Annotated in this window: 18 protein-coding genes; 8 read left to right on the top strand and 10 right to left on the bottom strand. The window is 63.7% G+C overall.

The window, feature by feature from the left end:
* Window positions 1-25: 25 nt before the first annotated feature.
* The 4 genes from AB0I81_RS60315 to AB0I81_RS60330 form a co-directional block, all read right to left on the bottom strand.
* Window positions 26-3223, bottom strand: coding sequence for a type I restriction endonuclease subunit R (locus AB0I81_RS60315; RefSeq protein ID WP_360678779.1), 3198 nt, complete (start codon window positions 3221-3223; stop codon window positions 26-28).
* Between the two features lie 553 nt (window positions 3224-3776).
* Window positions 3777-4931 carry a restriction endonuclease subunit S gene (locus tag AB0I81_RS60320; protein WP_360678781.1) on the bottom strand — a complete coding sequence of 385 codons (1155 nt, stop codon included), beginning with the start codon at window positions 4929-4931 and terminating at the stop codon, window positions 3777-3779.
* Window positions 4924-6540, bottom strand: a complete 1617-nt coding sequence (locus tag AB0I81_RS60325; protein WP_360678784.1) for a class I SAM-dependent DNA methyltransferase — start codon at window positions 6538-6540, stop codon at window positions 4924-4926. The genes AB0I81_RS60320 and AB0I81_RS60325 overlap by 8 nt, the downstream gene beginning before the upstream one ends.
* The gene (locus tag AB0I81_RS60330) at window positions 6521-8614 is read right to left on the bottom strand and encodes an N-6 DNA methylase (protein WP_360678786.1); all 2094 of its coding nucleotides are present in this window, start codon (window positions 8612-8614) and stop codon (window positions 6521-6523) included. The genes AB0I81_RS60325 and AB0I81_RS60330 overlap by 20 nt, the downstream gene beginning before the upstream one ends.
* A gap of 199 nt (window positions 8615-8813) precedes the next feature.
* Here AB0I81_RS60330 and AB0I81_RS60335 point away from each other — a divergent pair, with 199 nt between their 5' ends.
* Window positions 8814-10493, top strand: a complete 1680-nt coding sequence (locus AB0I81_RS60335; RefSeq protein ID WP_360678789.1) for a DUF6119 family protein — start codon at window positions 8814-8816, stop codon at window positions 10491-10493.
* A gap of 198 nt (window positions 10494-10691) precedes the next feature.
* On the opposite strand, the gene AB0I81_RS60340 is transcribed toward AB0I81_RS60335, so the two are convergent.
* The 5 genes from AB0I81_RS60340 to AB0I81_RS60360 form a co-directional block, all read right to left on the bottom strand.
* Window positions 10692-11753 carry a site-specific integrase gene (locus AB0I81_RS60340; RefSeq protein WP_360678792.1) on the bottom strand — a complete coding sequence of 354 codons (1062 nt, stop codon included), beginning with the start codon at window positions 11751-11753 and terminating at the stop codon, window positions 10692-10694.
* Between the two features lie 495 nt (window positions 11754-12248).
* Window positions 12249-13253 carry a ThiF family adenylyltransferase gene (locus AB0I81_RS60345; RefSeq protein ID WP_360678825.1) on the bottom strand — a complete coding sequence of 335 codons (1005 nt, stop codon included), beginning with the start codon at window positions 13251-13253 and terminating at the stop codon, window positions 12249-12251.
* Between the two features lie 425 nt (window positions 13254-13678).
* Window positions 13679-14308 (bottom strand): hypothetical protein, encoded by a 630-nt coding sequence (locus AB0I81_RS60350; protein WP_360678794.1) that lies wholly within the window; start codon window positions 14306-14308, stop codon window positions 13679-13681.
* Window positions 14305-14883, bottom strand: coding sequence for a hypothetical protein (locus AB0I81_RS60355; protein WP_360678797.1), 579 nt, complete (start codon window positions 14881-14883; stop codon window positions 14305-14307). Before AB0I81_RS60355 ends, AB0I81_RS60350 begins: the two co-directional genes overlap by 4 nt.
* The gene (locus tag AB0I81_RS60360; protein WP_360678800.1) at window positions 14870-15193 is read right to left on the bottom strand and encodes a hypothetical protein; all 324 of its coding nucleotides are present in this window, start codon (window positions 15191-15193) and stop codon (window positions 14870-14872) included. Before AB0I81_RS60360 ends, AB0I81_RS60355 begins: the two co-directional genes overlap by 14 nt.
* A gap of 106 nt (window positions 15194-15299) precedes the next feature.
* Between AB0I81_RS60360 and AB0I81_RS60365 the strand changes: the two genes are divergently transcribed.
* The 7 genes from AB0I81_RS60365 to AB0I81_RS60395 all read left to right on the top strand — a co-directional run bounded on the left by AB0I81_RS60365 (window position 15300) and on the right by AB0I81_RS60395 (window position 20402).
* Window positions 15300-15701 carry a hypothetical protein gene (locus AB0I81_RS60365; protein WP_360678803.1) on the top strand — a complete coding sequence of 134 codons (402 nt, stop codon included), beginning with the start codon at window positions 15300-15302 and terminating at the stop codon, window positions 15699-15701.
* The gene (locus AB0I81_RS60370; protein WP_360678805.1) at window positions 15698-16798 is read left to right on the top strand and encodes a HigA family addiction module antitoxin; all 1101 of its coding nucleotides are present in this window, start codon (window positions 15698-15700) and stop codon (window positions 16796-16798) included. Before AB0I81_RS60365 ends, AB0I81_RS60370 begins: the two co-directional genes overlap by 4 nt.
* A gap of 115 nt (window positions 16799-16913) precedes the next feature.
* Window positions 16914-17318: a hypothetical protein gene (locus AB0I81_RS60375; protein WP_360678807.1), complete on the top strand. Its 405-nt coding sequence runs from the start codon at window positions 16914-16916 to the stop codon at window positions 17316-17318.
* 713 nt (window positions 17319-18031) lie between these two features.
* Window positions 18032-19330 (top strand): cytochrome P450, encoded by a 1299-nt coding sequence (locus tag AB0I81_RS60380; protein ID WP_360678810.1) that lies wholly within the window; start codon window positions 18032-18034, stop codon window positions 19328-19330.
* 167 nt (window positions 19331-19497) lie between these two features.
* The gene (locus tag AB0I81_RS60385) at window positions 19498-19800 is read left to right on the top strand and encodes a hypothetical protein (RefSeq protein ID WP_360678813.1); all 303 of its coding nucleotides are present in this window, start codon (window positions 19498-19500) and stop codon (window positions 19798-19800) included.
* 97 nt (window positions 19801-19897) lie between these two features.
* Complete coding sequence (locus AB0I81_RS60390) at window positions 19898-20029, top strand: hypothetical protein (RefSeq protein ID WP_360678816.1); 132 nt, start codon at window positions 19898-19900, stop codon at window positions 20027-20029.
* Window positions 20004-20402 (top strand): hypothetical protein, encoded by a 399-nt coding sequence (locus AB0I81_RS60395; protein WP_360678819.1) that lies wholly within the window; start codon window positions 20004-20006, stop codon window positions 20400-20402. Before AB0I81_RS60390 ends, AB0I81_RS60395 begins: the two co-directional genes overlap by 26 nt.
* Here AB0I81_RS60395 and AB0I81_RS60400 read toward each other — a convergent pair.
* Window positions 20399-21427 (bottom strand): beta-ketoacyl-[acyl-carrier-protein] synthase family protein (locus tag AB0I81_RS60400; protein ID WP_360678822.1); only part of this gene is annotated, 1029 nt, incomplete at its 5' end. The genes AB0I81_RS60395 and AB0I81_RS60400 overlap by 4 nt on opposite strands.

The raw sequence follows: 21427 nt of genomic DNA on the forward strand, positions 1-21427 counted from the left end.
GCCGGATCTTCAAATGAGACGACGTCTAAAGGCGGGACCATTCGTTGGCGAAGGTCTCCATCTGGTTGAGGACGAGTTCGGTGGCCATGGCCTCCATGTCTGGGGGGTAACCGTGTTTGGCAAGGAGGCGTTTGATCGTAGAGCGCAGTTTGGCGCGGACGTCGTCGCGGGAGACCCAGTCGGTGGTGACGTCGCGCTTCATCGCCTTCACCAGGTCTCGGGCGATGTCGGCTAGTACTCCCTCGCCCATGACATCGACCGCTGAGCTATTCTGCGCGACCGCGTCGTAGAAGGCCAGTTCGTCTGTGTTGAGCGCTGGCACGAAGTGCTTGCCGCGGTCGGCGTCGGTCGAGACCTCGCGGGCCATCTCGACAAGTGCGGCGATGATCTCGACTGCGGTGAGGTGCTGGTTGGTGTACTTCCTCATTAGCGCGCTGAGCCGGTCGGAGAAGCTCTGCTGCCGGACTACGTTGTGCTTGGTGACCTTGCGCATCTCCTGTTCGATGAGGCGGCGCAGTGCTTCGATCGCGAGCTGTGGGTGCTTGGCGTGCTGCATCTTGGACAAGAACGCCTCGTCCAGGTGGGCTAGGTTGGGGCGGGGCATTCCGGCGGCTTCGAACAAGTCGGTCACGCCTCCGGCCTCGACGGCACCTGCCGTGAGTTGTCGCAGGTACAGCTCCACGTCGGCTGGGACAGGCTGCCCGTTCGCGATGCGCTCGGCGGCGTCGTACTTGGCCATCCAGACTCGGATGTCGGCGAAGAATGCGATGTCGTCACGAAACTCGTTCAGCTCTCCGCTGTTGGAGCACAGTGCCCAGAATCGGGCCAGCCGCGAGGACTCTCGGCGGAAGCGCTCCTTGAGTGTCGGCTCGTCGGGATCGTCCACCTGATTGCCGGGGGTCCGCGGATCGCGGAGGTAGTTGCACGCGCCCAGTCCGGTGTCCACATAGTTGCGGGTGGTCCGTTTGGCCAGTCCTTGTCGCCATGGATATCCGGACAGGATAGTGTCGCCGATGATCCCGATCAGGTCGCGGACTTTGGCGATCGCGTCGTCGAGGTCTCGGCCGAGTGGTTTGGTTGCGTTGTCGCGGGTGGTGTATTCCTGCAGAGCCGCGTACAGGTTATCGGTGATCGGGGCGTATCCAACGAGCAGGCCGTCCTCCTTATTGTGGAAGGTTCGGTTGACTCGGGCGAGGGTCTGCATGAGTAGCGCGCCCTTCATCGGCCGGTCTAGGTAGAGCGTGTGCAGCGGCGGGGCGTCGAAGCCGGTGAGCAGCATGTCCTTGACGATGATCAGCTCGATCTCGTCGCTGGTGTTTTTCATTCGGTTCTTGATGGACTTCTGTATCGAGGGCTTCCGGATGTGCTGCTTGATGTACTTGTTCTTCTCGCCGGGTTCGCCGCTATAGACGACCTTGATCTTGCCCTGGTTGGGGTTGTCCGAGTGCCAATCAGGTTTTATGGCAATAATTTGCTCGTACAGTTTCGCGCAGATCTCCCGTGTGGCGCACACGATCATCCCCTTGCCCAGGCCATCGATGAATGGGCGCATCTCATGCGACCGGGCCGTCCAGTGGTCGATGAGGTCACGGGCGAGCGTTTCGAGGCGGTCGGGCGCACCGTACATGGCGTTCATCGCCGCGACGGCCTGTTGGATCCGTTCCCTTTCGGCCTCGTCCAAGCCGGTGGTGACCTTGTCAGCCTCCTCGTCGAGAGTCTCAGTATCGACCCCGTCGGCGAAGTTGAGCGGGATGTGGCGGCTTTGGTAGTAGACGGGGACGGTGGCCCCGTCATCGACGGCCCTGGTCAGGTCGTAGATGTCGATGTAGTCACCGAACACGTTCCGGGTGTTGCGGTCGTTCTCGGAGATCGGGGTACCGGTAAAGGCGATCATCGTGGCGTACGGCAGGGCGTCGCGCAAATGCCGGGCGTAGCCATTGAGGTTGTCATAGTGGCTGCGGTGTGCCTCGTCGACGATCACGATGACGTTGCGGCGCTCCGAGAGCATGGGGTGCTTGTCGCCGCGAGCCTTCTCCTCTTTCGTACGGCTGAACTTCTGTAGCGTGGTGAAATAGATGCCGCCAGTCGTCCGATTGGACAGCTCGGTCCGCAGCTCTTCGCGGCTGATGACCTGTCGAGGCTCTTCTGGCAGTAGATCGCTGACCGCGAACCCGTCGAACAACTGATCGTCAAGTTCGGTCCGGTCGGTCAGCAGGACGATCGTCGGGTTGCCGAGGCTCGGGTGCCGCAGCACCTGTGCGGCGTAGAACTCCATCTCCAAGGACTTGCCCGAACCCTGCGTATGCCAGACCACGCCGGCCAGGCCGTGGCTACGGACCGCTTCGATTGTCTTGTCGACGGCCTTGGACACCGCGAAATACTGGTGCGGCTTGGCGATCCGCTTGAGCAGGCCCTTGTCAGTCTGCGCGAATGCGACGAAGCTATCGAGTAGCTCGATGAACCGCCGTTGCTCGAACAGTCCATGCAGGGTCAAGTTGAACTCCGCATTCGCCCAGTCTGCGGCGGGTTGCGGCACCGGCTCCCCGCGCTCATCCACGTTCCACGGCGCGAAGTGATTGAACGGGGTGAAGGCACTGCCGTACATTGCCTCAAGTCCGTCGCTGATCACACACAGCACGTTGCAGCGGAAGGCCCGCGGTAGTTCGTTCACGTATGTCATGAGCTGGGCGTGCGCGGTCTCCGGTGTGGCGTGTGGATCGCCGGCCTTCTTCAGCTCGACGACGGCAACCGGGAGGCCGTTAAGGTAGAGCACCACGTCGAACCGCCGACGTGCGTCTCCTTCGACGACTCGCACTTGGCGCGCCGCGAGAAAATCATTGGCGTACGGCTGCCGCCGGTCGACCAGGTGAACGGTCGGGTTCTGTTCGGCCCCGAAGGCATCGGTGTAGACGACACTACGGACGCCGTTGGTCAGATACTCGTGGACCCGGCGATTCTCGCTCCTGACGTCGAGAGATTTCGGCGTCAATACCAACTCCACGACCTCGTCCACAGCGCCCTGCGGAAGGTAGGGGTTGATTTGTCGGATCGCCTGCCGCAACCGTCCCGGGATGATCAGCTCGGCCCAAGAGTCACGTCCACCGGTCTCGAAAGCCTGCGATCCCGGCGCGATCTTCTTGCCATCGGAAGTCTCCCAGGCCAGCTCCCCAAGGGTCTCCAGCGCGAACATCTCCCACTGCTCTTCCGAAAGTCCGCTGCTCATGCTGTCCTCATTCGTCCAGCCTACGGTGCCGCTCAAGGTTGTTCTCGGCCTGCTCAAGCTCGTAAGCAGGTCCGAACGCTCGGCGACGCTCCTCTGCATCTCTTGGACAGCTTCACATCGGCGCGGGCCCTCTTGTGTACTTGGCGCTGGGCGTCGAAGCCAGTGAAACCGGTTGGGAACGATAGTGGTCGCGACGTCGCTGGGGAAGCGCCTCGCGCCAGACCGCACACATATGTAGCTGTCGGTGGTGAACGGGTCGGGTCGCTGGCATCGACTGGGCCATGGTGGCCCGCTGTCTGCGCCAGCTCTGAAACTCAGGGAAGCCAAGGAATTAGGTAGTCAATAGTTTCTGCTTGGTCATCTCGTCGAGGTCGATCGCTGCTTCAGCCAGGTCGCTCTCCTCCAGAGAGTTGCATTATTTACTGATAATGTACGAACATCGTGTCCAACAATTCAGCCGGGCAGCCACTCCGTTCGCCCGCAACTGGACCTGAGATCCTTTGTCCTTGACCGGTAGAGAATCAACTCCTCCCAATCACGTGTAATACGGCATTTATGCCAACACCTCCGCATCTTGAATTTTGATTTCACCCGACATGAGCTTTTGCAACAATGCGTCACGCAGTTGCGCGAGTTGCCGTGATTCCCTCGCGACCTGCTCCCGAAGCTGAACCATTGGTGTGGCAAGTTCAGTGAATCGATGAGCCGATCGAGCCTCAGGTACCGCCACTTCTAGTGACATAGCTATTTCCCGATTCAAGCCTGGGATTGCAGAGTCTCCGACTACTCCTCTGAAGTCAACGCGCTCCAAAAGAAAAAAGAGAAACTCCAATGGGAGATCTTCGGTCTTTGGAACGACATAAAAAGCAGTGTCGATAGGCCAGAAGTCACACTGGGACCACGAGATGGATCCCGCGTTAGCTCCCTTGCGTCCGATAACGATTCCAGGCCCATCTACGAGGGCGATATTGTGTGACCCGGATACCCCATTCCCTCCATAGATTGGAACGTCTCCAGGCGTGCGATCATTTGCCGTCAATGCCTTGCCGTATTTTAGAGTAACTATCTCTCCGATTCTCCGCACTTCGGAACTTGTCTGCGACGCGGCCATAAACTGAGCTCTCAATAGTGCCTCAATACCCGTAATGATGCGGTCATTGACGGCGATCTTCTCGTCCAGTGCTCCTAGCACATCCGCGATAGCTCGCTGTTCTTCAAGCGACGGGAGGGGGACAATGAGCTTGCGAATCGACGTCAATGGCGTCGCGATTCCGGGTACTCCAACCGTTGAGGAATTGGCCAAGATAGACCGTTGTCCCTCAGATGATTGAAACCAGTAGTAATAGAACTCCGGAAGCGCTCGAGATTCGTCCAAGCGTGTCTTTACTTGACTTGATCCGATCACGTATCGCTCGAACCGAGGTCGACGCGGCAGCATGGAGACCTGGCCGATGGTTCCGCGATGGGTAAATATCAGGTCCCCAGGTCTGAGGTTCGCAGACAGGATGTCATCAGCCTTTTCATCGGTGATAAAGACGAATTCATCATCGATGAAAATCCCTCTGGCCAGATTGACTCCCCGTACGACAGGGACTCCCGAGGGTACGTAATTCTCTTTCGTAATCTTTGAGCCGAATGGGCCCATGGAGAATGCCGAGCGGTCTTTGGATGCCAGGTGCTGATATTCAACGAACGTCCACTCAGGCATCGATGCGCTCCAGCTGATTGCGGACAACCTTCTCCAAGCGGGATGATTCTTCAAAGTGGACGAAAAGCTCCTTCTTCAGGCGGTCGATCTTTTCGGCTATCGGTTCGTCGTTGGAATTATCGACTTCGGGAGCGCCAACGTAGCGGCCAGGGGTAAGCACGTGATCATGCTTACGGATTTCGTTTATGTCGGCTGAGTAGCAGAAACCGGGATCGTCGGCGTACATGAAACCTGCTTCGCGAGCGGAAGCAGTGCCGCGCCAAGCATGATAGGTACCTGCGATGTTCTGGATGTCCTCTTCGGTGAGGATGCGCTCGGTACGGTCGAGCATTGTGCCCATGTTGCGGGCGTCGATAAACAGAACCTGGCCGGACCTGTCGGTGAGGCCGCCGCGGGCTGACTTGTCCTTGGCGAAGAACCATAGGCAGGCTGGGATCTGGGTCGTGCGGAAGAGCTGGGGGGGGAGGGCGATCATGCAGGAGATCAGGTCCCCTTCGACCAGGGCTGCGCGGATCTCCCCTTCGCCTGACTGCCTGGAGGCCATTGAGCCGTTGGCCATGACGACGCCGGCATTACCTCGTGCGCCGAGTTTGGAGATGATGTGCTGGATCCAAGCAAAGTTGGCATTGCTCGCGGGTGGCACACCGTACCGCCAGCGGGGGTCGTCAGTCTTGCGGTGCCAGTCGGACATGTTGAATGGCGGGTTGGCGAGGACGAAGTCAGCCTTCAGGTCGGGGTGCTTGTCCTCGTAGAAGGTGTCGGCCCACTTGGCGGAGAGGTTGCTGCCGATGCCGTGGATGGCGAGGTTCATTTTGGCCAGCCGCCAGGTGCGCTCATTGGCCTCCTGGCCGTGAGCGACGATGTCGTCGCGCTTGCCCCGGTGGGCCAGGACGAACTTCTCGGCCTGGACGAACATGCCGCCCGATCCGCAGCACGGGTCGTACACCCGCCCCTTGTACGGCTCCAGTACTTCAACCAGGACCCGGACCACGCTCGCGGGAGTGTAGAACTCGCCGCCGCGCTTGCCTTCGGCGCGGGCGAACTTCTCCAGGAAGTACTCGTAAACCTCTCCGAGCACGTCGCGCGCAGACTTGCCCTCGTGGCTGGTGAACTCAGCTCTGCTGATCAGGTCCATCAGTTCGCCGAGGCGGCGCTGGTCGACGTTGTCCCGGTTGAAGATCTTCGGCAGGACGCCTGTCAGTTCGGGGTTTGCCTTCATGATGGCATCCATCGCCTGGTCCAGCAGCTCGCCGATGCTGCCGCCCTTGGCTTGGGCGGCGAGGCCGCTCCAGCGGGCGCTCTCTGGTACCCAGAAGATCTCTTCACGCTTGTACTCGTCCCGATCCTCGAGGAACGATTCCAAGCGCGACCCCGGCACACCGTCGGCCAGGGCCTCGGCGCGGATCTGTTCGCGGCGCTCGGCGAAGGCGTCTGAGACGTATTTGAGGAACACTAGGCCAAGCACGAAGTCCTTGTACTGGGCGGCATCCATTGAGCCGCGGAGCTTGTCGGCGGACTTCCATAGGATCTCGTGCAGCTGAGCCATGGTCTGACCGCCGGGCATCCCGGGTAGCCCTTCTTGGACATCTTTACGCTTGCGCGGGGGCATCGGTCTCCTCGGCGGTGGGTGAAAGAGTGTTGGTATGCAGGGTGAGTGTTCCGGAAGTGAGTCCGGTTGTGGCAAGTCCGGCCAGTTCATCCAGCATGTCGATCTCCTGGCGTGCTGCATGGCGGCGCTTATCCAGGACGGTGAGGAGCGCATCCAGTTGAGCGAGGGGATCGGGTTGAAGTAGTGGCAAGCGGTGCTCCTCCAATCGTCGGGCGAGTCGCAAGCTTCCCGTGACTCGAGTGCTCGCATTGTCAGCGAGGAGAGCGGCTAGGACACGGGGAGTGAAGTGGTCACGTCCAGTATCGGAGATCCGCAGGATCCGTGCGGGAAACTCCACCAGCGAACGGCCTTCGCGATCCACCATCACCCCGAATCCTGGGGCTGTCGTCACGATGACGTCATCAGGCTCGGTGAGCTGGGCCCGAGGGTAGTGCTCACTCAAGGTCAGAATATCGATCATCCGTTTTCCGGGCCGATCACGTCCGAGGATCTCCGGTGTGCCGAGCACAACATAGTTCCGGGTGGCTCCGAGGTGTTCGGGTTTCAGTCGAGTGCCCTGCCGCAGCACCACGTGACCGTCGCGGAGGAGCTTGCCGAGCGTCACAACCACTGGCCGGAGGCCAGCGATTTCTGCCAAGCCCCCGCGGATCGGGGGGTTGTCGCGGGTACCGGACCAATAGAGTTGCTGCTCCAGTTCGTTGGCCCGAGCCACGATCGCAGTGGGCGTTATCAGACTGGGCACGGATGTGGCTGGTCTTGCGATTAGCGGCTTGGGGACGGTGACGAGATCATTGATGCTCACTTGGACCGCGAAGCGGCGCGTGTGATCTTGCGGAGTGAAACCGGGCCGGCGCCAGGTCACCACATCCTCGATCAGCGCGTCGACGACATCCGGGGTCAAGGGTCGCTCGGAGACGTCCACCAGCAGTACTCGATCCTGCAGCCGTGGGTCGTCTGTCGATGTAAGCACCCAGATCGCCGTCTGATAGCCAGGCCGGTATGGCACCATGCCGCCTGGGAGCCGGATCACAGCTTCGACCATCCCGGTCTTCAGCAGTGCGGCACGAGCTCGCTCCTCGGCCGAAAACGGCTTTAGCTCGCCGGTCAGAACGTCAGCCGGACCGAGGACCACGGCGCTACGGCCCGACGCGAGCCGTAGCGAAATGTCGTCGATCCACTCCAGCACCTCAGCAGCAGAACGGTCTTCAGTCGGCTGGTACGGGACTTGAGTGAGGATAACGTCCGGGTCGCCCGTCTCGTCGGGGAGCTGACCGCCAAGACGGATGTCCATGTCTATCAGCGGGATCTCGTAAACGGTTAGACGACGGCGAGTGAGCCGCACCAGATATGAATCGGTGTCGGCGGCGGTGAACATCGGAGAGTCGTCTCGCAGAAGCCGTGCGGCGGCAGCGAGCAGGTCACCCGGCCCTGCCGCGAGATCGGTGACTAGAACCGAGCCGGTTTCACGGGCTCTTTGCTGAACACCGCTCACTTCTGCGATCAACCTGGCGAGCTCGGGGACGACTGCGGAGGCGTAGAGGTCAGCTGCCTCGAACCGGTGCCGCTTGATGAGTATCCGTTCGAAGGCGTTCGCGCAGCCGTACGCAGCCTCGATGAGATCGTCGACCGCTCCAGCCAACCATGCGCAGTTGGACGGAAGCGCGTTGATCTCCGAACGCAGCATTTCGTCATCGCGGTCAACCTCGGCTGCTCGGTCACGCAACTGGGCCAGCACGTCGTCAGCGCCGTCGGCGAGAGGGTCGTCATCTCTGAGGTACCGCAAGCAGATCAGGGAAGTAACGGCGGCGATCAGATCTCTGCCGGGCAGCGCCCGACCGAGCTGCGCCATCAGGAAGAGACTGAGGTCTTCGGCTGCTTGATTCGGGGCAAGCCGACCGGTGGTAGCCAGCCACTCGGCGACCTCCCGCGCGTCGAAGAACAACTGGCCACCGTCGTGGTCTACCGGTTGGGGGAAGTCGGGGTGCCTGCGGCGCCAGGTGGTGACCACCGGTCGCTTTACACCAGCCATCTCAGCGATCTCAGGCATCGACATCAACGCTGCGGCGACGCTCACGTGGCTTCACCTCCCGTCGTCCTCTGTGCCTAGAACGTTACTCCAATTATGGACATGTGCATCTCCCGACAACCTGATAACCCCCCTTATCAGTTGATGATTCTCCGTTTTGCCTTCTTCGTTCGTTTACGGGTTGCACCGTGATTCACGGCATACCAACGGCGCCACTTCGGGCGCTTCCGCGAGAAGGAGCACATCCATGGCGAACAGCACCACCCTGCGCACCCTGTACCGGCTTGCCAACGTGGCACCCACCCTCGAAGGGATGTACGACGTGCTCGATCAGGAGCAACTCGTGGCGATCGGTGCCACGCTCGACATCCTGACCGACGACCTCGGCGTACCGGCGATCCTCATCGACGGCACATTCACCAAGCCCGAGGCGGGCTGGTACGCCGACCTGCGGCGCACCAGCGGCCGTGAGATGTCCCGACCGAGCGCCAACCCCGCGTCACTGCTGATGTTCGCGCTGGGAGAGGAGGTGTATGCCATCGGCTTCGGGCTTGGCCACCACCTGATCGCCGACCAGATGAAGGACCGGCGGTTCGGGCTGAGCTTCGCCATCCGCCGGGTCAACCCTGCCGAAGTCAAGGACCTGATCCGGCAGACACCGGGAAGCGGGAAGACTGACATCACTCTGGTCCCTGGAGGCGCGTCGGTCCGCACTTTCGGCATTGAGGAGCATGCGCAGATCGTCCGTAGGATCGGTGGGCGGCTCAACGGGGTAAAGCTGACCGTCTCCGCGAGGAGCCGGGCACGGGTATCGAGCGCCCACGGTGGGGTCGGACTCCGCCTGCAGCTTGGCGTCGAGGGGCCGGATCTGATCGCTGACGTCCGGGAGATCGCCCGGATATGTCGGGAAGAGCGTCCCCACCCCGACCTGGAGTTCGTTGAATACATCACACAGGTCATCGATAAGGAACTCCTCGTTCGACTGGAGGGAGCGTTGGACGACCTCCTGGGGGCGCCGGACGACGGCAGGGTGGCGGGGGCCGTGCCGAGTGGGCGTTGGGATGACTACCTGGCCACGCGGGCGTTCCGGTTCCGGATCAACAGCACACAGGGTCCGCTTCGGGAGGAATTCGATCTCGCTTACCTCCTCGCCCGGGTACGGATTCAGCGAGCCGGTAGCCGGGTGGAGGCGTTGCGCAATGGGAAGGTCGTGCTCTACAACGACAGCCGGGCCCGTTGCGAGGACGTGATCTGTACCCTCAGCGCCCTGCGGTGGGTAGAGGCCGATATCGCGCTGGGCGACCGACGGTTCTTCCTCCTCGACGAGAACTGGTATGAGGTCGGCCCCGCCTACCTGGCGACTGTCCGGACTCAGGTTGGGAAGCTGATCGTGGCCTCAGCCGCGGACGAACTGCCTGCGTGGGACCTCGCGCATGACGAGCACCGCTTCTGCGAGGACATCGAAGACTGGGGTAGAGGGTTCCTCTGCATGGACAAGAAGCTGGTGAAGTCTCTGGTTCATCGGGGCAATGGCGTAGAGATCTGCGATGTGCTCTGCCCGGATGACGCGCTGATGATGATCAAGCGTGCGCACCGAGCGGGTGCCCTCAGCCATCTGTTCAAGCAGGTGTTGGTGGCTGTGCAGGCGCTGCAGCACGACCCCGAGACGCTGGCGGGGTTCCGGGAGAAGGTCGCGACCGCCCCGGGTGGGCGCATCCTGCCTGAGGGCTTCCAGCCGAAGAAGGTGATCCTCGGGATCCTGCTGAGGGACGGGGCAGACCTGACACCCGACACGCTCTTCCCTTTCGCGCAGGTGGCACTTCTGCACACCGCAAGGGTGCTCCTGGCCTGGGGCGTCAAGATCGAGGTCGTCGGCATCCAGAGCCGTCCCTGTACCTGTAAGACCAAGCGTTCCAAGGCTGCGTAGCTGGTGTTCGTAGGGGCGCTGGGAACCGGTAGGTCAGGTAGTCCGGTCGTATCGGGTGGCCGTCGGTGCGGGTGAACACCCGCTTTAATCCGTAGGTTCCGGGTTCGAGCCCCGGGCGCCCTACCACCTCCACCTGCGGATCCTTGCGATTCTGTAGCAGCCTCATCTGATCGTGAGTCACGGTGAGCCACGCGTGAGTCACACCTCCACTTTGCGGCCCTTACGCACCCGCGTCGCGGTCTTCCGAGCGGCTCTCAGGACCATCTGTGCTGTGGCTCGGGCGCTCTCGTGGTAGAGCTGCGGCAGCACCGAGGTGTAGACATCAGCGGTCAACACGATGCTGGTGTGGCCTAGCAGACCCTGCACCACTCGCAGATCGGCACCTGAGGCCAGGGCTAGTGTGGCTGCGCCGTGCCGGAGGTCATGCAGCCGAATCGGGGGCAGCCCACTGGCCACGACGAGCTTATGGAACCGGTAGCTGAGGTAGTCCGGGCGAAGGGCACTGCCGTCTGGCTGGCAGAAGATCGGCCCGGCCACAAGCCAGTCAGGTCCCAACCTCCTTCTTTGTGCACGTTCCTGCTCGCGGAGAAGGCGAAGTGTCTCGCTGTCCAGGGCGATGGTGCGTTGGCTGGCGGTGCTCTTGGGCGGAAGCGCTTGCACTCCCTCTTCGGTCCCCACCAGTTGCCGGCTGATGGTGAGCTCACGTCGATCAACATCCAGATCCATCCAGCGCAAACCGGCTGCCTCGCCACGACGTAGTCCTCGAAGGGCCACCAGCCACCACAGCGCGAAGAGCCGATCGTCGCGGACGATGTTCAGGAAGTCGACCAGCTGATCGAGCGTCCACACCGCCAGCGGCGGGCGTTCCCCGGTCTCCTGCCAAGCCGCCACTCGTCGTGCTGTCCACACGACGGCATGTGGATGCCGCGGCGACGGCAGCCGCAGTGCTCGCGCCGGGTTGTCCTTGATGAGATCTTCACGGAAGGCCTCGTTGAGCGCGGCGCCAAGCGTCGAGCGGATACGTTCCAGTGTTGCCGCGCTGACCGGCTTGCCATAGCGGTTCCGGCGGCCGCCCAGAGCGGCGAACATCCCGGTGACGTCTCGCCTGGAGAGGTTGGACAGTTCGATGTCACCCAGGTACGGGAGCAGATAGAGGCGCACATGATCCCGATACGCCTTCCAGGTGCTCGGACGCAGTCGATGCTGGACCAGCGCGGTCCAGTAGCGCAGCCACTGTCCGACCGTACATCCGTCAGTCACGGCTGCTTCTCGGCCTGTGGATCGAAGAGATGCGCAAGCTTCCCTCGCATCATCGGCGCTGGCGTAACCACCACGACGTGTCCGCTCTCTCCGTCCGGAGACCAGCGTTGTCTGGACGGCGAAGTACCAGCTTCCGTGCTCTGCATCTGCGAGTCGTGAGCACCTGGCACCAAGCCGTTTCCCGGTCACCGGGTCGGCACAGCCGCAGCGCTTGTAAACCACACAAGAAACTTGGGAATTCGACATCTCGCCCCTCCGCTTCCTCAGGAGGGCAACGCGGAGAGAGGTAAACAAGAGAACCTGCCGTTGACCCGAAATACGGCAACATGGAGGACGCCAGGTCAGCTCCAGCTGACGGGAACTTCCGCGAAGATCTATCTGATGCGCAATCGCCCACCTTCGAACGATGCCCGCTTTGCGAAGCCTCAAGGTGGGCGAAGTTTGTCGCCCACGATTCCACGCTAAGAAAAATCATCTTTCACCGCTCAGGTTCGGTCATCCAGTCCAGCGCTTCGCCCATACGTCGGCACGAACTCCTTGGCAGGCAGGGCATTCGCTGTCCCTGCCGTAGCGACGGACGCCAGCGAGCGCAGTGGAAGGGTCTATCAGGTTCATCACGAATCGGGCGTTTTCTCCGAGCAGCGGGACGTCATCCGCGAGGAGATCTGGGGCATTGCCTGGACGCCGTACGGCGTCTTTCAGTACCTGCCCGGCCAGGAGCACTCCGGCGAGAACCGAAATAAATCCGACGGAGAACTGTGCGGCGCGACCGTCCGAAGGGCGGAGGCGTTCGAGCAACGCGTCGCCGATCTCGCCGCACCCTCCGGTTCGGGCCCACTCACGCACCTGTTGCGCATCGGCTCCGATGGCCTCGGCGTGGGCCATGACCGTAGCTTCGTCCATGTCCGCGATCTGTGCCCGGACCCTGCTGTCCGGAACGACTGCGCGCGGTGGATTGAAGCACCGTAGGCATGCGGTGCCGGCTTTCGGGTCGACTCTCAGCATTTCCAGCCGCAGCCCGGAAGTGGATGCCTGGACTGTGGACGCGGGGTAGGCGTCCTGAAGGGCCTGCCGCGCTTCCGGGGTGTCGATCGCGCTGATGAGGTGCGTTCGGGGACCGACGAGGTTCTCGGCCTTTCCAACATAAGGTTCGATGGTCAAGCCGTGGTGTCCGCTGAGACGCTCGGCCGAGACGATGGCTTTCGGGCGGCTGAGGTCTGTTCGATGGAAGGGCACGCACCGGTTCAGGTTGCTGACATCGACGCCCTTGGGATCGGTGTCAGCCGCGCTGATGGTGCCGGATACGTGTTGGCAGGCCCACAGGGTGAGCAGGAGCGCGCTCCCGACCGCTCCCGCGCCTGCGAGCACATGCTGCAGTTCCGCTGACGGCTCACCCGGGTCAGCGGCTGCGACCGCACCCAGGCCCGTGGCGCTCTGGGTGAGCGTCCACGCGTTCAGCGCGACGGCTTGGGGGCGGTAGTCGCGAAGACGCGCGTGCATGTAGGCCTGGCCGGCCGCGAGGCACGCGGCGATATACGGCCCGAACGGGTTGCCGTCGGCTGTGGCGAACGCTGGGACCTCGGCGGCGTCCGGGGTCACTACGCCCGTCCATCCCGCGGCGGAGATGTAGAGGGTTTCGGCTCCGGGCCAGTCCCGGGTGGCTGCGTTTCCGATCCGCAGGACGAGTTCGGCTCCTTTGAGTTCGTCCGCGTCGATGACCGGCGTCGCTTCGGGCCCAAACGTGCTGGCTGTGGCTTTGAGTGCGTCGAGCAGCGACGGGCCGCCGTTCGGGGCCGCTGGGTCGACGCCGGAGCGGAGCGGGACGTCGCCGGAGTCGATGCCGATGGCTTCGAAGACGGCGCTGGTGGTTCGGGTGAGCAGGGTCGCCAGGAGCCAGGTCAGTTGCTGGACACCTCTTTTGCCGATCAGGGCCGCGTCGAGGGCGATGGCGATTCGGAGCGGGGACGACGGCTCAGCACGGTTCCCATCCACGCCCGGGATCGGGAGAAGATGCCGCCAGTCGGGGCCGGGTCCTGTGTCGGCATCCAAGGTGTGCTCCTGTGGTCGAGAACCGAAGGGATGATCTTGATGAAATTGGCGGGATGGACCCGTCGCCATCCGGTTTCGGTGCGGACGTGGACGCCGCAGTCGGTCACGTCCGGACGTGTGGCGCCGTGGAAGGGAACGACGATCGAGATGGCGCCGGGCCGCTGACTGTAGGCCCGATCGTCGTCGGTGCGGGAGTGCTCGACCCAGTCGTCGCCGTGCGAGTGGATCTGCGCGATCCGGGTCATCCGTTCCGCGCGCAGGTGGTGGCCGGCGGCGCTGACCGCCTCGGCTGGCACGACATAGTTCCCAGGTCGCAGGATCGCGTCCGGGACGACGACGGTCACCGCGACGTACACCGTGTGCCCCGGCGAGGTGCCGGGGTATCCGGTCTCGTCAATGCGGTACCCGTCGAGGTAAGCGACCCGTTCGACTCCTGGAGGGTGCTGGGCGAACAGGTCCAGGACGGCCTTCCAGAGAGCCTCGGGAATACGGGCCTCGACGGTCATGCCACGCTCGCCTGGGCCGAGGGGCCGAGGTACGCCTGACCGGTGAGGGCGGTGTGGATGCGGCTGAGAGTCGCGTCGACTCGGTCTCTGCCGGAGCGCCACTTCTGGTCCTCGTTCGGGGCGTGGTTGGAGGTGTAGTACCCGAGGTTGTAGGAGAAGCAGATCAGCTGGTCGTGGACCCCATTGGGGAACAGGTAGTCGTCGTGCAGCGCGAACTGGAACCCGACGCCGTCGCCTGGGGGCGCGCCCGGTGATCCGCGCAGGAACGGGAAGGCCGGGCTGCCGAGGCGGGCACGGCGCCATCCACCGTCGTGGGACTCGATGAAGGTGGTCGAGACCGGCCAGGTGTCGTAGGAAGAGCCGTCGAGGCGCAGCGTGTAGATGTCAGGTTCGCCCCCGTCTGGTGTTCGGGCAGGCATCCTGACGATCGCGATCAGCGGATTCTCGGTGATCTCGTAGGCCCAGCCGCCGGTGTCACGGACGCGTGGGGAGTTGCGGAAGAAGTCCGCGAGGTGCGACCGCAGCAGGGCGGCCGCGACCTCGGGATCGACCGGCGCCTGGTCAGGCACTGGCACCGCCGGTATCGCGGACGAAGGTCCAGACGAGGTCACGGCACCTGCCCGACGCGTAGTCACGCAGGTGCATGTCGCCGTACTGCCGGACGTCCTCACCCGTAGCGAGGCAGGTCAGCCGATCGTCGGGCTTCGGCTCGAGCTCCAGCTTGCCGTAGACCTCCTTGATGATCTTGGAGACCTTCTCACCCGGCCCACCGTCGAAGACGAAGGGCGGGCCGCCCGCGTCCTCGTCGTACACCTGGACGACCAGGCGCCCGGGCGGGACTGACTTGTCGTTCTCCGCGCCTTCTCGTTCCCGCACATCGGCCATGGCGGCCTCCTTCCCGCGTCCCCGCTGGTCGGGGAGTTGATCAGAGGCTAGCATACGGGTAATCAGCGAATGGGTGATGGCACATATACGAGTTTACGCACGTCGGATGATCACTAAGTCTGGAGAGACGGGGAAGGCGTGTACCATCCACGAGAGAAGGTGCGTCATCAGCCGATGGGTGATGGGGATCAGGCGCGTGCAACGGGAGTACCTGGATGAGGACTTGCGTCGTCTGGCCACGGAGCGCGGGTTCCAGCCCGCAGGCTGGGATGTCCAGGAGATCGCGGATTTTCACCGCCTCCTCCAGTGCGCGAGGGCCGCTCACGTTGATACTGACCTGCGGAACATGCGCACGTTGCGGATCAAGCCCGACGAGTTCGGCGACCCGAGCAGGGCTCAGGCGACCTTGAGGTCGGGTCGCGTCATCGGCCTCACGTTCAAGATCGCCGAGAGGCAGGGTGCTGTGGTATTCGGGACCTTGACTCCAGAGACGGAAGCCAAGCGATGAGCAATACCGAATATGACCCTTTCCCCGAGGTCCAGATACCGGTCGGCGAGCTGCTGGGTGGTGAGCTGGAAGCCAGGAACTGGTCTCAGGCGGACTTCGCCGCCGTCCTCGACAGGCCGACTCAGTTCGTGTCAGAAATCGTGACCGGCAAAAAGGAAATCACCAGGGAGTCGGCCGCTCAAATCGGAGCCGCTCTCGGGCAGAGCGCCGAATTCTGGCTCAACCTGCAGGACCAGTATCTCCTTGCCGAGCAGGCCAAGAACACGGCAACGCAAGGGAAGCTTGAAGACGTGCGCCGCCGGGCCCGCCTCAACAACAAGGCGCCCATACAACTGCTACAGAAACGTAATTTCCTTAAGAGCACAAATCTCGACGACCTTGAAGTCGAAGTGATGAAGCTCTTTGAGCTGAGTTCTCTGGCCGATGACCCACCCTTCGCGATGGCGGCTAAGCGCGGCAACAACGGTGAGGAAATCAACGTCCTTCAACGTGCCTGGGTCGCCTGCGTCCGCAAAGAGGCGCGCCGGAGACCGCCGGTCGGAGCATATTCGCCCGAAGATTTGAAGCGCCTAGCCAGCACCCTGTCCCACCGCCTTCAGACCCCAGACGATTTCGCCGATCTGCCGGAACTTCTTGCCGAGGCTGGTGTGCGCCTGGTCTATGTGGAGATGCTTCCCGGCGGGAAGATCGACGGGTGCTCCATGTTCGTCGACGGCTACCCTGTTATCGGGCTTTCCGGACGCGGCAAGCGATTGGACAAGGTGCTGTTCACGCTTCTCCACGAAATCGCACACATCCTCCGCGGACACGTTGATACTGAGAATATCATCGCTGAAGATCTGGACTCTCCGGCCAATAATGAGTCGGTCCGGGAGACAGAGGCCAACCGAGACGCCACAGACTGGGTCTTTCCTGCCGGTTTTCCGCAAGTTCCGGCAAGGATAAACGGCCCATGGATCGATCGGACCGCAGATAGTCTTGGTGTCGCGCGAATCGTTGTCATAGGCCATCTCCAGCACCGCAAGCGCCTCGACTGGCGCACAACGCTGGCCAAGAACGCACCGACGGTCAGTAATGTCCTCGGAACCTGGAAATAGTTCGCCCGTGCCAACAGATGGACAGGTTTCTCTTGCGGATAGCTCGTCCTCGGCCATGGCTCCGAGGTCTTGATCGCATGGTGCGGGAGCGAGACCTGTTGGGCTCATAAATTGGATGCGGTATCTGACCTGCAGGTACTTGCTGGCTTCAGCTGGCGACCTGGTACTCGTTGATGAGGCCGCCGAGGATGGTTCCGCGGTGGGCCTGATGGCTGGCCAGGTCGGCTGGAGGTGGCGGCTCGGCTTCAGTTTGAAGACGAACAACAACCCAAGGCAAACGCCATCACCCACTGGCAAGAAGAGGCAAATAGCGCCCTCAGCCTCTGTCGCCGCGCGAATTCGGGACATATCGAGCCGTCAAGAGCGCACCATGATGGACCGCATCGCGGGCCGCGTGCTCGTCGCGTGCTCTTCGGCCATCGGCACCCACAAACACGTGCCGACATTTTCAGGCATTTTGAACGTGACAAAATTTGGCAGAGCGACACAATTAAATATGGCGAGACACGACCCGGCATAGATCCTGTCGTCTTTTAATCCGTAGGTTCCGGGTTCGAGCCCCGGGCGCCCTACTACTCTATACCCCATCCGACCTGCACTTTCTCGATTCTCGGCGCTCTTCTGCGAGGTGGAGGTGGCCGAGTTCATGCTCGTCACATGCTCTTCGGCACGCGCCCGGCACATCAGCGGGTCGACAGCGTGATCGAAATGAGCCGATTTGCGCTGCCGGGCATTGGGCGCCTGAGACCGGATCGTAAAGCCAGACCCGGGGCGGCACCCAGCAAAGGGTATGACGGCAGGGTTGGCAGGCGGGACACGCCCGGATTGACCGCAGACCCATCCAAGCGCTGGTCAAGCCGCTTCCGGCCAATTCCACGTATCTTCACGGCAGCGGGGGAACCGAGCTCATCAGGAGAACACACCTGCTCGTGATCGCTCGTTTTACTCTTCTGCGAAGCATGCTCTTCGCCCACCTTCGGCCCCCTGGCAGCTACCGTCCCACTCAAACGGCTGACGATTCTGATGCCGCCGACATGCTGGCCGACTGTGCCTTCCGGATGAAGTTGGCGGCTGGGGACAGGTTCTTATCTGCCGCAGGATATCGGCACCTGCGGCTTTCCTGCCGCTGAGTCGTCCCGGCCGGGCGCTGCCCCGGTGGGGGAACTGCGTCTGCCGGCAGGCGGAGGACCGCACCCCTTCACGATACTTAGAGTAGTCATTAAGATACTCAGAGTGACTACCGTGATCGGCGTAGCCGTTTCCCCGTACTCCACCACGGCCACGGATCCGCGAGCGGCGATCGGCCTTCTCCGAAGGCTGCGCTCAGGCCCCGGCAGAGACGACCCTTACCCGATCTATGCTCGGCTGCGGGCGCTCGGCCGGGCGATCCCGACGCCCTGGGGCGGTCTGCTGCTGCCGCATTACGACGAATGTGCGCGCGTGATCAAGGACAGGACGTGGCTGGTGCCCAGCGCGATCTGGCGTGATGAGCACACCCCCGGCTGGCGCTCGGGACTGACCGCGGTGGAATGCACCCGCGGCATGCTCCAGCTCGACCCGCCCGAGCACACCTGGCACCGGCAGGCGGCCGCGCCCCGGGTGACCCGGCGCGCGCTGGACCGGCTCGCCCCGGCCATGGGCGGGCACGTCGATGCCTGCATCGACGCCTTGACCGCCGCCGTGGAGCGTGACGGGCGCGCCGATTTCGCCGCCACGGTGGCCCACGCCCTGCCCGCCGCCGTGATGTGCGAGCTCATCGGTCTGCCTGTGGCTGACGGGGAGCTGCTGCGCGGTCTGGTCTTCGACTACACCCAAGTGCTGGATCTTTCGCCCACCCCCGCCCAGGTCAAGCGGGCCGATCAGGCGGCCCGGACCCTCGGCGCGTACATGAACCGCGCCATCGAGCAGCGTCGCCGCGAGCCGCGCGACGATCTGCTCACCGACCTGATCCGGGCTCAGGACGACGGCAGCCAGGACGAGCCCGAACTGGCCCGGGCGGTGGCCACCGTCGTGCTGGTCGGCGGCCAGGAGACGGTGGCCGGCATGCTGTCGGCGATGGTGGTGGCCCTGGCCGCGCACCGCGACCAGGCGGACCGGCTCGCCGCCCACCTCGACGCCGATCCCGACGCGGTCCCGGACGCGGCCTCCGTCGCGGTGGAAGAACTGCTGCGCTGGGACGCCCCTCTGCAGATGACGCACCGCGTCGCAGGCCGCGACACCGACATCGGCGGCCTGCCGATCCCCCGCGGCACCCTGGTACACCTGCTGCTCGGGTCGGCACAGCGCGACGACGCCGTGGTGTCGCAGGCCGAGCGGCTGGATCTGCGCCGCACACCGGCCACCACCACGCTGGCCTTCGGCGGCGGCATCCACTACTGTCTCGGCGCTGCTCTGGCCCGCATGCTGGCCAGCCTTTTCCTGCCCGCCCTGCTGCGGCGTTGCCCGCCGCTACGAGCCGCCGCACCGCCCCACCGCCCGCCCGGGGTGACCTTCCGCAGCATGACCAGCCAGCTCGTCGAACCCGCCACCTGACGGCAACTCTCCTCCCACGGAAGGAACCGCGCGCGTCTCACCGGGCCCACTTCGCAGGTCCCCCGACGCCGCACACCCAGCTCGGGCAACCCTCACGCGAGAACGCACGTGCCGGCCGCGCCGTCTGTCACCCATCGCCGTCACACACACCTTGGAGGTTATTCGTCATGACCGGACTCATAGGCCCGCACGCCGACGCCCCGGAACACGGGCAGGGACTGCTCCCTGGCCGAATCGTCCCCAACGACGCACTGGATGCTTCTCCGCCCGCTGCGCTGGTCACCGTCGAGCGGGATGGGGCCGTGGCACGGATTCAGCTGAATCGGCCACGCGAGCACAACATGCTGACCGTGGCCATGCTCAAAGACCTGGCCGCCGCAGTGGAACGGTTGCACGACGACCCCACCCCCTACGGCGCCAGGCGCGCCGACACCTCCACCGGGAGTCCGGAGGACGTGCGCGTCATCTGAGACACCACCGCCTCAAGCGTCTCCCGCACCTTCGACCCCTCCCGCTCCCCGGCCGCTCCTGCAGTTCCTCGCAGACTGGCTCGCCGCTGACCCTGCCGTGCTCGCGCCATCGTTCCTGGGCTACGTCGGCCACCCCGCCTACGACCTGGACGACCTTCGCGCCGACCTGGACCGTTTCGTCTTCCTCCTCGGCGGCAGCGATGGTGAGGGCCTCTTCAGCCGGTGCTGACACCGACCGCCACCACCAGGGCCTGACGCATCGGCGAACGCCCACGGAACTGACCTGCCCGCACGCCCGGTTCACGCCGGTGCTGCGTACCACGCTCGTTGCGGTCGCGGTGGCAATGGCGGCGCGGGCGGGCGCCCGACTGGCCGCCCGCCTAAGACTCCCCGTGGCCAAGGACACCCTGCTGAGGCTGGTGCGCGCGGCGCCGGAGCCGCAGGTGGGGGCGGTACGGGTGGTCGCGGTGGACGACTTCGCGCTGCGTAAACGCGCCAGCTATGCGACCATCATCGTCGACCTGGAGGCGCGCCGTCCGGTCGACGTGCTGCAGGGACGGGAGGCCGAGCCGGTGGCGGCTTGGCTGAATAGGTCAGGTTAATAGGGGGTGAAGACCAGGCTGGCATTGTGCCCGCCGAAGGCGAAGGAATTGGATTGCACCGCTCCGGGCTCGATTCGGCGCAGCCGGCGTACGACGTCGATCTCGCAGCGTGGGTCCTGGGTGTGGAGATTGGCGGTGGGCGGCACCGCCAGCTCTCGCAGGGTCAGGACGCTGACCACAGCCTCGATCGCACCCGCCGCACCGATCGCGTGCCCGAGCACGCTCTTGATCGCGGTGACAGGGAGGTGCCCGGCGCCGAACAGTCGGGCGATCACCTGGGCCTCGGTGACGTCGTTGAGCGGGGTGCCGGTGCCGTGCGCGTTGACGTGCACGACGTCGGTGGGTGAAATACCGGCGTCGGCCAGTGCCTGGCGCATGCATCGCTCGGCTCCCTGGCTGCTGGGATCGGGCGTGGTCAGGTGGTAGGCGTCGGAGGTGTGGCCGTAGCCGGCGAGCTCGGCGTAGATGCGGGCACCGCGCCGGAGCGCGCCATCGAGGCGTTCCAGCACGACGTAGGCGGCTCCTTCGGCCATCACGAAGCCGTCGCGTTCGATGTCGAAGGGGCGTGAGGCGCGTTGCGGCTCCTTGACGTGCTGAGACAGGGCGCCGCACCGGTGGAAGGCCCGCAGGTTGGTGGGTGAGATGCATGCTTCGGTACCGCCGGCGACGACCAGGTCGGCTGAGCCGTCGCGGATCAGCCGGAGTCCTTCGCCGATCGCGTGACCGCCGGAGGCGCATGCGGAGGCGACGGTCAGGCTCGGGCCCAGGATCCGCTGTCGCATGCTGATGAACGCCGCGGAGGCGTTGTGCATCACCTTGGGTACGTGCAGGGCGACGGGCGTGCCCCAACCGCGTTCGTCATGCCCGAGCAGCGCCTGTACCGCGTCTAAACTCGCGCACATGGTCTGATCTGGGGTTTCGCTGATCGAGCTAGTGCTGTGACCGGAAACGATCACCGGGTTGGGTGAGGATTTCAGGCTGCCGGTGCGAGGGGTCGGCCGCCCCAGCGGAGGCCCTTCTCGCTG

This window comes from Nonomuraea sp. NPDC050404 (genome assembly GCF_040655495.1).
Taxonomy (GTDB): Bacteria; Actinomycetota; Actinomycetes; order Streptosporangiales; family Streptosporangiaceae; genus Nonomuraea.